Source organism: Streptomyces sp. NPDC005181, from assembly GCF_040608395.1.
In the GTDB taxonomy this organism is placed as follows: Bacteria; Actinomycetota; Actinomycetes; order Streptomycetales; family Streptomycetaceae; genus Streptomyces.
The window spans coordinates 34,014-48,414 of the sequence record NZ_JBEXID010000016.1; the positions used below are offsets into that span (position 1 = coordinate 34,014).

Here is a 14,401-nt window from a genome sequence, read left to right on the forward strand (position 1 = left end):
GTGATTTGTGCCTCCGGTGTACGTGCAGATGGGCAGGGAATCGATTCCCTCGTGCGCTTAAGTGTGTTGATCGGTGCACTGAATAGCGGCTGCGGGTTGCTACGTTCTGTTTTCATGGGTATCCGAATGTGGTGCGACGCCTGGAACGTGCGACGCGCAAGAGCTGTCGTGCTCGTCGCCGCGACCATCGGGCTGCTTGTCAGAATGCTGGTAGCGGTGAACACGCCGGGCCCTGCCGACGTGCGCATTTTCCAAGGTTTCGCAAAGGCCGTCACCGTTTACGGTCCCGTTCGCATTTATGAACAGCCGTTGCCGGGTCTGCCCGTCTACAACCATCCACCGCTGGCCGGCTGGATGCTCCTGGGGCTGAATGAGCTCGCCGAAATCGGAATTCCGTTCGGGGTGCTGATTCGATCACCTGCCTCGATCGCCGACTTTTTCTGCACACTCATCGTGTTCGAAATTGCCCGGCGGCGCCGCAGCCTGCGTACCGCGGTCGCCTGCGGGATCGGCGTGGCCCTCTGCCCGGTCCTGATCGCCACCTCGGGCTACCACGGCAACACCGACGCGGTTGCCATCGCCTTTGCGTTCGCCGCCGCGTATCTGCTGGCCGACCGGAGGTCGCCGCTGGCCGCCGGGGTGGCCGCCGCGCTGTCGATCAGCGTCAAGTTCATCCCGGTCGTGGTGATTCCGGCGCTGTTCGTCGTCGCACTGCGGGGCGGCAGGCCGGTGTTCGTCCGCTTCACCGCGGGGTTCACCGCGCTGGTCGCGCTCGTCTGGGGACCCGTCCTGGTGGCCGTGCCGGAGAACCTCAAGGAGAACGTCCTGGAGTACGCGGGCGGCGGCTATCGCCTCTGGGGGCTCGTCCGGTTCGCCGATGCGCTGGGTCTGCCGGAGGCGTTCATCGCCTTCATCCGCGGCGAGGGCCACTACATCTCCGTCGTGATCTGCGTGGCCGTCGGCGTCTGGCTGGCCCTGGTCCGGCCCGCGCAGCTGCCCGGCGCCGTCGCCGTGACGATGGGCCTGCTGCTGCTCCTCACCACCGCATCCGGCCTGCAGTACCTGACCTGGGCCGCGGCCGGGATGTTCGTCATCGGGTTCTGGGAGGGGCTCGCATACAGCTGCGTACTCGGCTGGACGGCCGTCCTCGGCTACCAGGGACGCTCTGCCGTGCGCTGGAGCGAAACGGTGCTGCAGCTGGGCACTGCCGGCTGGTTCGTGCTCGCGATCTGTCTGGTCACCGGCGTCCGCAAGATCCTCGCCACCCCGCCGGACTGGCCTTCGTCGTCCCCCGCCGAACCGGCATCGGTCACGGCGCCCCGTACCTCGCATCCGTCCGGTTCCGCCGTCAACTGACCACACCCGAGCACAACTGGAGAACCTTCCGTGAAGGAAAGCACGAACCCCAGGATCGGCATCCTGGTGGTCGCGTACAACGCCGAGTCGACGCTGGAGAACACCCTCGACCGGATTCCGGAGGATTTCCGGTCCCGGCTCTCCGAGATCCTCATTCTCGACGACGCGAGTCATGACGCGACCTTCACCGCAGGATGCCGCTGGTCACTGGCGGAGGGAATGCCGCGGACCGTCGTGATGCGGCACACCAAGAATCTCGGATACGGCGGAAACCAGAAGGCCGGATACGCGCTGGCCGCCGAACACGGACTGGACATCATCGTGCTGCTGCACGGTGACGGGCAGTACGCCCCCGAACTGCTGCCCGAGATGGTCGGACCGATCGAACGCGGTGAATGCGAAGCCGTGTTCGGTTCGCGGATGATGAAGTCCGGCGGCGCCCTCAAGGGCGGCATGCCGATGTACAAGTGGCTCGGCAATCGCATTCTCACCCGCCTGGAGAACGGGCTCCTCGGCTCGCAGCTCACCGAATTCCACTCCGGCTACCGCGCCTACAGCGTCGAGGCGCTCAAGAAGCTGCCCATTGCCCGGAACACCGACGCGTTCGACTTCGACACCCAGATCATCGTCCAGTTGCTCAACGCAGGGATGCGGATCAAGGAGATCCCCGTCCCGACGTACTACGGCGACGAGATCTGCTACGTCAACGGCATGAAGTACGCGAAGGACGTCGTCAAGGACGTCCTCGAATACCGCCTCGCCATCAAGGGGTTCGGCACCTGCGCCTGGATCCCCAAGCCCGTCGAGTACGCCTTCAAGGAAGGCGACGGCTCCTCGCACGCCGTCATCCTGGAGAAGATGCGAGCACTGCCGCCCGGCCGCGTCCTCGATCTCGGCTGCTCCGGCGGCCTGTTCGCGCAGCGCCTGGAAGCGCTCGGCCACGAAGTGACCGGCGTCGACTACATCGAGGTCCCGGGCGTCCGCGAGAGTTGCACGCACTTCTACCTCGCCGACCTGGAGGAGGGGCTGCCCGACGAGATCGGTACCGACTTCGACTATGTGGTCGCCGGAGATGTCATCGAGCACCTCTCCCGTCCCGAACGCGTCCTCGCCGAGGCCGCGACCGTGCTCCGGCCGGGTGGCCATGTGCTGCTGTCCGTGCCGAACTTCAGCCACTGGTATTCACGGCTGCGGGTCGCGTTCGGAGTCTTCGACTACGACCGGCGCGGCATCCTCGACGAGACGCATCTGCGTTTCTTCACCCGGGCCAGCCTGCGCCGCACCGTCCGGAACGCCGGCTACGACGTGCTCGACATCGCGTCCACCGGGGCGCCGTTCTGGTCGCTGCTCGGCGGCCGCGGACCGCTCGCCACGATTCTCGGCGGCCTGTCGAAGCTGCTGACCAGGGTCCGGCCGACGCTGTTCGGCTATCAGCACGTCGCACTGCTCACCCCGCATGCGGCCGAGACGATCATCGCTGGAGAGCACGTCGATGTACAGGACATCCTCAACCGACAGTACGCCCCTGCCGGCCAGGTCGGGGTCTGAGACCGCGGGCTCCGTGCCCACCCTCACACGCGCCCCCGGGCCCGTGCCCGCCGCCGCAGTCAGGAGCAAGACCTTGACCCTGCCCAGTCTGACGCTGCTCCTGTTCGCCGTGTTCGCGTCGGCGGGCGGCCAGATCATGCTCAAGCACGGGATGAAGGGCGCCGCGGCGGCCGCCGGGCGCGAGGGCGGATCCCTGGCGATGCGTGCAGCGACCAGCCCGTGGGTCGTCCTCGGGCTGGTCGTCTTCGCGGTGTCCGCGCTCGCCTGGATGGCGACGCTGGCCAAGGTGCCGCTGAGCATCGCGTACCCGTTCAATGCGCTCGGCTACCTGCTGATCGTGCTGGCCGGATCGACGGTGCTGCACGAGCGGACCTCGATGTGGACCTGGGGCGGCTCGCTGCTCGTGGTCATCGGGCTCGCCACGGTCATGGCGGGCCAGCAACGCTGAGGAGCTTCGTGGGAGCGGGTGCGCGATCGATCGCCGGGCGGGAAGATCAAGCCCGTCCGGCGGTTGAGGACAAACGCCCGCCGGGTGCCTCCGCTTCCCCCAGCAGGACCGCCCGAACCACTCGCTCCGACGCCCGCCCGTCGTCGTGCGGACAGAACCTCGCCCGGAACGCGGCCCGCAGCGCCTCGCTCTCCGGGCTGTTCCAGCTGCCGTCGAGGAAGATCCGGGCCAGCTCGCCCGTGCTGGTGGAGACGGCCCCCGGGGTGTCGCCCGGCTCCCCGGACACCAGGTCGAAGCAGACCCCGCGCACCGTGCGGTACGTCTCCCAGTCCGGGGCGTGCACCACGATGGGCCGGTCCAGCGCCGCATAGTCGAACATCACCGACGAGTAGTCCGTCACCAGTGCGTCGGCCGCCAGGCACAGCTCCTCGATCCGCGGATGGTCGCAGACATCGAGGATCGACGGACGGTCCGGCAGCCCGGCGCCGTCGTAGAAGTAGTGCGCCCGGACCATGATCACGGTGTCGGGGCCGAGCGCCTCGGCGAGCCGTTCCAGATCGATCCTGCTGGTGAACGATGCCTCGTAGTCGCGGTGGGTCGGCGCGTACAGTACGCTCCGCTGACCGGGGCGGATGCCCAGCCCGGCCCGGATCTCGGCGATCTGGCCGGCCGTCGCCGTGGTGAAGATGTCATTGCGCGGGTAGCCAGTTTCGAGCGAGCGCGCGGCGGTCGGGTAGGCGCGGGCCCACACCTCCGTGGAGTGCGGGTTGGCGGAGATGCTCCAGTCCCACCGGTCGATGCGCTGCAGCAGCCGGTCGAAGTTCAGCCCCTGTGCCGCCGCCGGATACTCCTGCTGGTCCAGACCCATGATCTTCAAGGGAGTGCCGTGGTGGGTCATCACATGGACCTGACCGGGGCGTTTGACCAGGTGGTCGGGGAAGTTGACGTTGTTGATGAAGTACGTGGCACGGGCCAGCGTCGCCCAGTAGCGGCGGGTGCCCGGCACCACATGGTCGATGCCGGGCGGCACCGTGTCCACCTGGTTCTTCGACACCACCCACACCCCGCGTACCTGCGGGGCCAGCTCCTGGGCCTTGCGGAAGATCGCCTCCGGGTTGCAGCTGACCCCGCGGTTCCAGTACGCGGCGTAGACGGCGAGCCCGCGGTCCAGCGAGCGCCTGCGCTGCCACCAGTAGTAGCGCGCGGACAGCGTGCGCTTCGCCTGTGCCCGGAGTGCGGCGGGCACGGAGCGCATCCTCCGACGCAGGGCGAGGGCGGTGTCGAGGGCGCCGAGTGCGGCGAACCGGCCGTCGCCGATCAGCCGCGGCCGCAGCCCCTTTGCGCCGCTGGGAAACCGGTGCCCCTCGGGCCGGTGCGTACGGTGGAACGCGGCCACGGACCGCACGTACCGCCTGCGCCGCCGCTCCACCGACGGGTATCCGGCCAGGAGTTCCTGGACTGCCCGCTCGAAGAGCATCGGCAGCAGCGGATGCAGGGCCGGCCGGTCCTGGAGGAACGTCATCAGCCCCGCGTACGCCTCGACGAGCTGGAGCGGTGTCGTGCCGTCGGTCGGCTCCGACTCGTCTGCGAGGCCGGGCAGATAGCGCTGCTGGCGGTGCTCGACGCAGGCGACCGGCAGGACGGCGACGGATTCGGCGACGGCCAGCGTCTGGAGCGCGTACATCCGCTCGCCGTGCGGTCCGGGGCCGAAGGTCAGCTTCTCGGACTCGTGGAGGGTGCGGCGTACGGCCCGGTTCCAGGAGACCGGTGCGATGTCGAGGAGCTCGGGGTGTCCGGCGAGAGTGAGGGGACCCGCGGGCAGTTCGTGCAGCAGCTCCAGCGACCGGGTCGGCCGTGGCCTGCCGCGGAACGACCGCTTGTGATGGCCGAACAGCAGCAGTTCCGGGTCGCCCGCCCCGTCCAGCGCGTCGGCGACGGCCTGCAGTGCGCCCGGCAGCAGGACGAAGTTCCCCTCCAGGAAGAGGAGATGGTTCCCGAGGGCCCGCTGGGCCCCGGCGTTGCGCCGTCCGGCGGGGCCCTCGCCCGCCGGGAGACGGATGGCCTGCACTCGCTCGTCCCGGGCTGCGAACTCGTCCAGCAGCAGGCCCGAGCCGTCCGGCGCCCCGTCGTCGACACCGATCACCTCGATATCCGTGAACGACTGCGAGAGCACCGACTCCAGGCACTCGCGCAGGTGTCCTCGGGCGCTGCGGACGGGGATGATGACACTCAGGCGGGGCATACACGCTCTTTCTCGGTCACTGGCGCACGTGGGCGCGGACAGCGGGGGCGACGGGGGACACATGGAAGTCGGAAGGCCGGGAAGTCAGGTGGTCGGGCAGTCAGGTCCGGTTGACGGACTGCGTCCCGGCGAGGTCCCGCCCGACAGCGCCGGTAGGGGGACGGACGCAGGGGCCGGCACGGGTTCCGGCTGCCGCTTTGCGAGGGACACCGCAGGCACCGCGGGCCTGCACGGTCGTGTCGCCCAGGAACCCCCGGCGCACCACTCGCCCCGCCGCGTGCCCGTCGTCGTACGGGCAGAACCGCGCCCGGAACGCCGCCCGCCGCAGCTCCTGGCCGACCCGGCTGCCGCGGGCGGCGAACCCCTCGGTGATCGCGCCGCAGGAATCGGGGGAACAGTCATCGACCGCGATGATCTCGAAGTCCTCGAAGGACTGGCTCAGCACCGAGTCCAGGCTCTCGTGCAGATACGCCTGAACCCGGTACGCGGGCACGATGACACTGAACCTGGGCACAACACATCCATGGGTCGTTCGCTGGTGCGGGCGGGTGGTCCGCAAACGGCCGATGGGGTGCATTGGTTACGCCGAAACGTGGCATTCGCGCGTAGTGCCAGGTGGGGCGCACCCGTTGGGAGTAACGGGATGCGCCCCAGGTTGACGTACATCTGGTCGACGTACAGCTGATGGATTTCTGTGTGGTGCTGCTACTTGACCGCGCCCGCCATCACGCCGGAGACGAACTGGCGCTGGAAGGCGAAGAACACGGCGAGGGGAATCACCATCGACACGAAGGCGCCGGGCGCCAGCACATCGATGTTGTTGCCGAACTGCCGTACCTGCTGCTGCAACGCCACGGTGATCGGCGGCGAGTCGGAGTCCGCGAAGATCAGCGCGACCAGCATGTCGTTCCACACCCAGAGGAACTGGAAGATTCCGAGCGAGGCGATCGCCGGACCGCCCAGCGGCATCACGACCCGGGTGAAGAGCCGGATCTCGCCCGCCCCGTCGAGCCGGGCCGCCTCCAGGAGTTCGCGCGGGATCTCCGCGAAGAAGTTCCGCAGCAGGAAGATCGCGAAGGGCAGTCCGAACGCCGTGTGGAAGAGGACCACACCGAACGTCGTCTCGAAGATCCCGATCTCGCCGAAAAGCTTGGAGACCGGGACGAGAGCGACCTGCACCGGGACCACCAGCAACCCGACGACCAGCAGGAACCACCAGTCGCGGCCCGGGAAGTCCATCCAGGCGAAGGCGTACCCGGCGAGCGAGCCGATCACCACGACCAGGACCGTCGCCGGGACGGTGATCATCACCGTGCTCAGGAGGGAGTGGGTGATGGTCGAATTGTCCAGCAGCCGGGAGTAGTTGTCGAAGGTGAGCTGGGACGGGGCGGTGAAGACCTTCCACCAGCCGGTCGCCGCGATCTCCTCGCCGCTGCGCAGCGAGGAGAGCAGCAGTCCGATGGTCGGCATCAGCCAGAACAGGCCCACCAGGATGAGGAAGACCCGCATCACGCCGCCGCCGGCGCGGGCCGCGATCCGTGAACCGAGGGACTGCTTCGCCCGCACCGCGCCGGTCCCGGAAGCCGGGGCCGTGCGGGTGGCCGCGGCCGTCGTCGACGGGGTTGTCATCGGCGCCCCTCCTTCCGTGTCCGGCGGACATTGCTGTGCTTTCCCGGGGGACAACCCCCGGACCCCCGGCTGGAGGTGAACATGGCCGACGGAGTGGTCATCGGCGCCCCTCCCTCCGTATCCGGCGGACATTGAAGATCATCACCGGGATCACCAGCAGCAGCAGGAGTACGGCGATGGCGCTGCCGATCCCGAGGTCCGCGTCCGTGCCGAACGAGGACCGGTACAGCTGGAGGGCCAGGACGTTCGCATCGTCCTGGGAGGAGCCCGGGGCGATGATGAAGACCAGGTCGAAGATCTTCAGGACGTTGATCATCAGCGTGACCAGCACGACCGCGAGCACGGGCGCGAGCATCGGCACCGTGATCCGGCGGAACACCTGCCACTCGTTCGCGCCGTCCACCCGGGCCGCTTCGAGGAGTTCACGCGGCAGCCCGGCAAGTCCCGCCGCGATCAGCACCATGGCGAAGCCTGCCCACATCCAGACGTAACTGCCGATGATCCCGGGTGTCACCAGAGTCGGGCCGAGCCAGTCGACCCCGTTGTACGGCTCCTTGAAGTTCGATGCGGGGAGCCGGAGCAGGGCGCCGTCGGCCGAGGCGGGCAGGGTGAACGTACCGTCCGCGGCGGCCTTCGCCGACGCGACCACCTTGCCTTTCCTGACCGCCTCGACCTCGATGCCCTTGAGCCCGAGCTCCTTGGTGTCGATGACATTGGGCTTGCCGCCGCCGCCCCTGGTGAAGTCCAGCCACGCCGTGCCGGTGATCTTCCCGGCCTCCGTCGGGGCGGCCTTCGCGGGCTTCGCATCGGTCGGCATCTTTGCGGGCGCCACACCCACCAGCGGCAATTGGACGGGTTCGCCGGTCCGTACCGGCACCTTTGTGACGAACGATCCGCCGCCGCCCGCCCTGAGCGGATGGACGGGCAGCGGATGCGCCTTCGGGAAGCCGGCCGACTCGGCGAACGTGTCGTGCACACCCACCCATACGGCGTTGGCGACCCCGCGCTCCGGGGCCTGGTCGTACACCAGCCGGAAGATGATGCCCGCGGCCAGCATCGAGATCGCCATCGGCATGAAGACGATCAGCTTGAACGCCGTACCCCAGCGGATCCGCTCGGTCAGCACCGCGAAGATCAGCCCGAGCGCGGTCGAGATCGTCGGCGCGAAGACGACCCAGATCGCGTTGTTCTTGACCGCTGTACGGATGGTGTCGTCCGTGAACAGCGCCTTGTAGTTGTCGAGACCGGCGAAGCCCGTACCCGACTGGTCGAAGAACGACCGGTAGACGGAGTACCCGATCGGATAGAGCACGAGCGCGCCGAGCAGCACCAGCGCGGGCAGCAGGAACGCCGTCGCGACGATCTTCCGGGTGCCGGTCACGCTCCTGCGGGGGCGTGGCTGCTCAGGGCGCTCGGAGCGCTCAGGGGGACGCTTGTCGGCGGGGGGCACCGCGTCGGCGCCCCCCGCTGTCGCTGTCGTCATCCCGTCAGCTCTTGTACGCCTTGGCCGCGTCGGACTCCAGTTTCGCCTGGGTCCCCGCGATGTCCTTCGGGTTCTTCAGGAAGTCCTGGAGGGTCTTCCACTCGCCCTTCCCGGGCGTCCCGCCGAACGACTGCGGGGCCTGGTCGGACATGTCGAAGCGGACGGCGTCACCGGCCGCGATCAGCGCCTTCGCCATCGTGCGCTGCACCTCGTTCGGATACGCGGCGGTGTCCAGGGACTTGTTCGGCGAGATGAACCCGCCCTGCTCGGCCCAGATTTTCGCCGCGTCCGTCGAGGCCAGCCAGGTCAGCAGGGCCTGGGCGCCCTTGCTGTCCTTCAGGGCCACCGCCGCGTCACCGCCCGTCACCACGGGGGACTCGGCGCCGACCGCCGGGAACGGGAACACCTTGGCATCCGTACCGATCTTCGCCTTGGTCTGCGCGATGTTGACGCCGACGAAGTCGCCCTCGAAGACCATGGCGCCCTTGGGCTGGTCGCCGCCGGTGAACGTCTGGGTGACCGAGACCGGGAACTCCGTCTGCAGCGCACCGTCGGCGCCGCCCGCGATCAGGGACGGCTTGCCGAAGAGCTCGGCGAGCGTGGTCAGCGCATCCTTGACGGACGGGTCCGTCCACTTGATCTTGTGCTGGGCCAGCTGGTCGTACTTCTCCGGGCCCGCCTGGGAGAGGTAGATGTTCTCGAACCAGTCGGTGAGGGTCCAGCCGTCCGCCCCGCCGACCGAGACCGGGGTGACACCCGAGGCGGAGACCGTCTCGGCCGTGGCCAGGAAGTCCTTCCAGGTCTTCGGTTCGCTCGCCCCCGCGTTCTCGAATGCCTTGGCGTTGTACCAGATCAGGGACTTGTTGGCGGCCTTGAAGTAGACGCCGTACTGGGTGCCGTCCACCGCGCCGAGGTCCTGCCAGACCTTCGAGTAGTTCTTGTCCAGCTGGGCCTTGGCGTCGGCGCCCACCGGCTTGGCCCACTTCTTCTCCACGGCCTGCTTGATCGCGCCGACCTGCGGGATCATCGCGACATCCGGCGGCTGACCGCCCGCGATCTTCGTACCGAGGAAGTTGACGATCGGGTCCTGCGCAGGGACGAAGGTGACCGTGGCGCCCGTGCGCTTCTCGAACTCCTTGAGGACCTTGACGAAGTTGGCCTGCTCGGGGCCGGTCCAAACGGCCGCGACCGAGATCTTCTCGCCGTCCAGCTTGGGCAGTGCGACGCCCGAAGGCGTCTTCTCGGAGCTGCTGGAGCCTCCGCCCGCCTTTCCCTTTCCGCTACCGCCGTCACCGCAGCCGGTGAGGGCCAATGCGCCGATGGCGGTGAACACCATGGCGGCCCTGCGAATCCGAAGCGTTGTGCGCATCCGTGCCCCGTCTCTCCTGTGCGCCTGCCTGTACATGCGGGTGTCTGCTCCTGTGCGCACAGTCCTACGCCGGGTGCACGGGCGCCGCAATACCGCTTTCGGTGTCAACTTGTTGATCGTGATGGGCTCGTGACGTGATGTCAGTCGTCTTCGGTCGCCGGAGGGCCCGATGTCCCAGCCCGTCCGGTGATCGAGGGCGAAATAACGAAATAGCCGAACAAGGCAAGGGCGACCGGGGTGAGAACGCCTCAGGATTGGTGGGCCACGAGCGGAGCTATTCGCTCGGCGTTCACCGAACGGGCCGCCCGCTCCAGCGCACTGGCCAGCAGCGCCAGGTCCGTCGGCCCGTTGCCCAGCTCGCGGACCGGGCGCCGGGTGGGCGGATCTCCCATCCGCTCCCACTCCAGCGGGACGACGGTGGGCCGCAGGGTCGCGGTACGCGGAATGCGGCCCGTCACCCGGCCGCCCTGGAACGGCGTCACCCGCCCGTCCGGATGCCCCAGCCTTCCCCGGCCGGGCAGCGGGTCCTCCGGCGACGGCGGCACGACGGGTGCGTCGAGCACCACCCGCAGCCGCGCGCCACGGGCCAGCTCCGTGTCCTCCGTACGGTCGGCGCGGGCGGACGTCGCGACCAGATGGACACCCAGCCGGCCGCCGTCCCTCGCGACGGCCTCCAGCGCCCGGACGACCGAACCGGCGGCGGGCCGGCCCGGGCTGCCGAGGGCGGGTGCGACCAGCGCATCGAAGTCGTCGACCAGGACGACGAGCCGGGGCAGGGGAGACGGGCCGGGATCCACGGACCGCGCGGCGGCGGGCCGCAACCGGAGCGTGCCGCTCATGGCCGGGTCCAGATCGCCGCGCTGCTCGGCGGTGCTCGGGGCCCGCTGGCCGACCATCCGCTGCGCCACCTCGTGGCGGACGTGCCAGTCGTCGAAGTCGAGCCGCCCGAGCAGCTCGGACCGCCGCTTCAGCTCGCCGCCCAGGGCCTGGGCGAACTCACGCATCCGCAGTGGATCGGAGGCCGCCAAGTACATGAATGCATGCGGGAGTTCGGTGCAGGGCCGCAGGCTCTCGCCGCGCTCGCCACCGGCGCCGTCGACGAGCAGGATGCCGAGCCGGTCGGGCCGCGCCGCGGCGGCGAGCGAGGCGGCGACGGCGCGCAGCAGCTCGGTACGTCCACTGCCGGCCGGGCCCTCGATGAGGAGGTGGGGCCCTTCGTCCGCAAGATCGACGCTGAGCGCACCCCGGGGTCCGGCGCCGAGAACGACGACGGGCCGGGCGGCGACTGCGGCGGCGGTCGCCTCGGGGGCCGGGGCCGTGGAAGCTGCAGCAGCCCGGGCCGAGCTCGCGCCCTCGGCCACCCGGGCAGCAATCTGCGGCGCATCGCCGCCACGGAGCCCACTCACTCGGCTCGCGGCACGCTCGGCGGACTCGGCACCAGGACCGGTCCGAGAGCTGGAGGAGTCGCCGATCGCACCGTCATGGCGCTGCGCGCCGATGCGGGGGGTGGCGGGGTACGGGGTACGGCCCGAGCTGGGGGTGTCCGTGCCCGGGTACGGGGTGCGGCCCGAGCCCGGGTTGTCGGTGCCCGGGTACGGGGTGCGGCCCGAACCGGACGCATCCGCTCCCGGGTACAGGGTGCGTCCCGACCCGGTGCCCGACAGGGTGCCGTCACCGCGAACCGACGTATGCCGTGGTGTGCCCGCATGGGTGTCGTTGCTCGTGCCGGGGTACGGCGTACGCCCCGACCCGGATCCGTACACGTCATCCGTCCCCGGGAAACCGGCGGCACTCGCACGAGTCGGGCGCGAGGACGGCAAGGGGGCGCCTTGCCCGCCGCCGGCCGTGCGCTGCGCGCCCACGCGGGGGCCCGCGCTGCCCGGGTACTCCGTGCGGCCCGAACCGTGGGTGTCGACGGCCGGCACCGCCATGCTGCCGAGCCCATACACCGTCGCCCCCGGCTGGCCGTCCGACGCCGACGCCCAGCGGGCCATCAGCGAGGCCGGGGTGGCCCTGGCCAGGCCCAGTTCGTCCAGCAGGCGGGCGGACGGCGGAAGGGACGCAGCTGTCGGGCGGCCCGGCGCCGTCGCCGAACCCTCCGTACGCAACGGGGTCAGCGCCCGCCCGAACCGCTCCGCCCAGGCCGCCGACACCGCGTCCACCGCGGCCACCGTGCCGTGGCCCGCGGCCTGTCCGCCCGCCGTGCGCAGCAGCCGCAGTGCCGTCGCCACATCGCCGCTCAGCATCGCCACCACCCCGCACTCGCGGAACGCGATCGACGCATGGCAGGCCGCCTCGTACGTCGCCGCGACCGGCGAGGTGGGCGTCGCGGCCGGCGTCTCGGCCAGACAGATCAGGTGGATCCCGGCGGCCGCACCCGCGGCGGCCAGCCGGGCCGTGCTCTCGCGCAGCACCGCGGAACCGGGGTCGCCGTCGACGATCACCACGGTGTGCGGCCCCTCGTACCGCCGGGCGGCCTCGGCGACCGTGCCCCGGTCGACGCTGGCCCAGCCGGTGCCGAGCGGCCCGTCGTCCAGTCGGCGCACCAATTCCGTCGTACGGGCGGTTGCCTGCTCCCGGTCGTAGGCGAGCAGCAGCCGGCAGTCCTGGCCGTGCATCGGCCGCAGATGGGGGAGCCAGCCGAGCCACGCCCACTGACGCCTGCGCTCGTCCGCGCTGCGGGCGCGGTCGGTACTGATGAGCACGATCTCCAGGTCGGCCGGGGAGTGCAGCGCGGCGAGCTGCGCGACCGTCGAGCGGGCGAGCCCGGCCAGCCGCTCCCGCGGCCCGGCGAGCCCGAGCGAACCGGCCTCCCGCAGCCCCACGGTCACCGGCACGGCGGGCAGCTCGGCCCGCTCGGTGGTGCCGAGCCGGACCACCAGCGCCTCCGGGTGCGCGGCGTCGCGCTCCCACAGCCGGGGGCCCGGTCCGAGGGCGGTCAGCAGCACGGTCGCCGGATCGGGCCATGTCTCCTCGACCGACGAACCCGGCGGGCGTGAAGCCGCGACGGAGGACGGCGCGGCGGGGACCGGTCGGCCCACCGGCCCCGCCTCGTCGGGTGCGGCCTCGTGCACGGGCTCGCCCTTGTTGCCCGCCAGTCTGCGGGCCCAGGCCCCTATCCCGCCGCGCCGCGGCGCCTCGTCGTCCGTGAACCGGCCCGTCGAGCCCCGCCCGCCCCGGTCACCGGCCTCGGCCGGTGCGCCACTCCCATACGCATACGCGACACCCTCGCCGGACCCGGAGCCGGGCGAGACACCCGCGCTGTACGCATGACCGGAGTCGTACTCTTCCGGCCCCGACTTCTCCGGGAAGGCCCCGTCCTCGCCGAGTCGGCCCGCCGCCCGCGCCACCCGCAGGTGACCCTCGCCGTCCGGCGCCGTGGCCAGCGTCGGCGTACGCGCCCCCGACGCCAGCCGGAGCGTCGATTCGCCGAGCCGCAGCAGCGCACCCGGCTTCAGCCGGACCGGGTGGCCGTGGACCTCTCTACCGTCGACCGAGGTGCCGTTCGTGGAGCCCAGGTCGGCGACCGAGACCCGGCCGTCCTCGGAGACCGTCACCGTGCAGTGCAGCCGGGACACATCGGGGTCGTCGAGAGGGACATCCGCGTCGGCGGAGCGGCCGATGCGGATCTGCCCGCCGTGCAGCAGATGGACACCGCCCGCGTCGGGCCCCGCCACCACATGGAGCTGCGCCGGAACGGCATCGTCCACCGCCTCGTCCTCGCCCGGGACCTGGAGCGACAGCACCGCCCCGTCGACCAGGGGCGGCTCACCCATCGCGCACCGCTGCGCGTCGAGCCTCTCTCGCCCGGCGAACAGCACCACTGCACCGCTGCCGAGTGAGCCGTCCGGCCCGGTGACGGCGGCGGCGAGGTTGGAGGCCACGGTGGCGAGCGCCGTCCCTGCGGGGGCGGTGACGAGCACGTCACAGGCGCGCGCGGGGGTCTGGCCGCTGGGCGGCGCGAGGACGGTCAGCCGGATCTGCATCGCCGTCAGCGGTCCCTTCTGCGCGGGGTGCCCGGCAGGGGAAACGCCCTGTGATTCCCCCCACCCGGCACGGACGCGTCGTCCGGTACAGGTCGTCACGTACTGCGAGGCTCCCGACCCCACAGTTCCGTGCTGGAGGCATCCTCGCACCTGCCACTGACAACACGCCCGGGGGCCACCTGAAATTGATCTTGGAGCGTCGGCTGTGGTCCCAAAAGTGCCTGCTTGGGGCGTTCCTCGGAGCTGGGCGTTGGAGGAGGGCGCTTTCCCTGAACCAGCCATGGGCACGTTTGTGCGGCTCCTGTGCGGCAACCATCCGCCCGGCGCACGCGTCTTCTTC

Annotated in this window: 8 protein-coding genes and 1 pseudogene; 3 read left to right on the forward strand and 6 right to left on the reverse strand. The window is 70.5% G+C overall.

The genetic code is table 11. The features are described from left to right. From ABZV38_RS13600 to ABZV38_RS13610, 3 genes are all read left to right on the forward strand, one after another. Positions 1–1,356 carry a hypothetical protein gene (locus ABZV38_RS13600; protein ID WP_356326971.1) on the forward strand — a complete coding sequence of 452 codons (1,356 nt, stop codon included), beginning with the start codon at positions 1–3 and terminating at the stop codon, positions 1,354–1,356. 30 nt (positions 1,357–1,386) lie between these two features. Continuing rightward, on the forward strand, positions 1,387–2,904 hold the full coding sequence (locus tag ABZV38_RS13605; RefSeq protein ID WP_356326972.1) for a bifunctional glycosyltransferase/class I SAM-dependent methyltransferase: 1,518 nt from the start codon (positions 1,387–1,389) through the stop codon (positions 2,902–2,904). Positions 2,905–2,977: 73 nt separating this feature from the next. Continuing rightward, the gene (locus ABZV38_RS13610) at positions 2,978–3,352 is read left to right on the forward strand and encodes a hypothetical protein (protein WP_356326973.1); all 375 of its coding nucleotides are present in this window, start codon (positions 2,978–2,980) and stop codon (positions 3,350–3,352) included. Between the two features lie 46 nt (positions 3,353–3,398). Here ABZV38_RS13610 and ABZV38_RS13615 read toward each other — a convergent pair whose 3' ends face one another. From ABZV38_RS13615 to ABZV38_RS13640, 6 genes and pseudogenes are all read right to left on the reverse strand, one after another. Then, a complete protein-coding gene (locus tag ABZV38_RS13615) occupies positions 3,399–5,594 on the reverse strand; it encodes a bifunctional glycosyltransferase family 2 protein/CDP-glycerol:glycerophosphate glycerophosphotransferase (RefSeq protein WP_356326974.1) in 2,196 nt (731 codons plus the stop codon). A 337-nt stretch (positions 5,595–5,931) separates the two neighbouring features. Next, positions 5,932–6,108: pseudogene (locus ABZV38_RS13620) on the reverse strand (glycosyltransferase); the annotation flags it as partial. A gap of 191 nt (positions 6,109–6,299) precedes the next feature. Beyond that, a complete protein-coding gene (locus ABZV38_RS13625; protein WP_356326975.1) occupies positions 6,300–7,223 on the reverse strand; it encodes a carbohydrate ABC transporter permease in 924 nt (307 codons plus the stop codon). 97 nt (positions 7,224–7,320) lie between these two features. Next, complete coding sequence (locus ABZV38_RS13630) at positions 7,321–8,706, reverse strand: sugar ABC transporter permease (protein WP_356326976.1); 1,386 nt, start codon at positions 8,704–8,706, stop codon at positions 7,321–7,323. A 4-nt stretch (positions 8,707–8,710) separates the two neighbouring features. Continuing rightward, positions 8,711–10,075 carry an ABC transporter substrate-binding protein gene (locus ABZV38_RS13635; RefSeq protein WP_356326977.1) on the reverse strand — a complete coding sequence of 455 codons (1,365 nt, stop codon included), beginning with the start codon at positions 10,073–10,075 and terminating at the stop codon, positions 8,711–8,713. A gap of 248 nt (positions 10,076–10,323) precedes the next feature. Continuing rightward, complete coding sequence (locus tag ABZV38_RS13640) at positions 10,324–14,061, reverse strand: FHA domain-containing protein (RefSeq protein WP_356326978.1); 3,738 nt, start codon at positions 14,059–14,061, stop codon at positions 10,324–10,326. Positions 14,062–14,401 lie beyond the last annotated feature (340 nt).